This is a genomic window from Ruegeria sp. AH12, from assembly GCF_056541465.1.
The window spans coordinates 1-602 of the sequence record NZ_JBQFYL010000187.1; the positions used below are offsets into that span (position 1 = coordinate 1).

The following is a 602-nucleotide window of genomic DNA, read 5'->3' on the forward strand; positions in this document are numbered from 1 at the left end:
AAACAGAGCATTCATCCTATCTTGAATTTGCAGAGCAGGGCGGCACAGACTACTACGCTACTTTGCTCTATTACGGCGATGGATCGCTGCATGGATGTACGTTCGTTACTCAGGCAAAGGATGGATTCTCGCCCGAACATCTTAGGCTGATTGAAGCGGCCTTACCGGCCCTTTCTTCTGCCTTGGAACCTGTCACGATGCGAAAATCGTCTAAAGGTCTGCTTCGAACTTATTTAGGAGATGGACCTTCCGAGGCCGTCTGGAGCGGCAATATAAAGCGCGGAGAGCGAACAACTTTGGATGCCGTGGTGATGTTCTCTGATCTGCGAGGCTTTACAGCACTTTCCGAGACCTCTCCGGAAGAAGATATCTTCGACACGCTTAGCGACTATTTTGATCTGGTGGTTAAAGCCGTAGAGGACAACGGTGGAGACGTCCTCAAGTTCATGGGCGATGGCATCCTGTCGATCTTTACTATTGAAGCGCAAAAAGACCATGCCGACCGCTGCAGAATGGCGGCTCTTGCAGCGCAGAGTGTGCTGAGTGGTTTGAACGCTCTCAACACCAGACGAGACGGGTTTCAAAAACCGCCTTTGGATGTT

At 50.8% G+C, this 602-nt stretch carries 1 protein-coding gene; it reads left to right on the forward strand.

Annotated features, from left to right (window positions below; genetic code table 11):
* Positions 1–602 (forward strand): adenylate/guanylate cyclase domain-containing protein (locus ACR0EL_RS22520; RefSeq protein ID WP_480502358.1); only part of this gene is annotated, 602 nt, incomplete at both ends.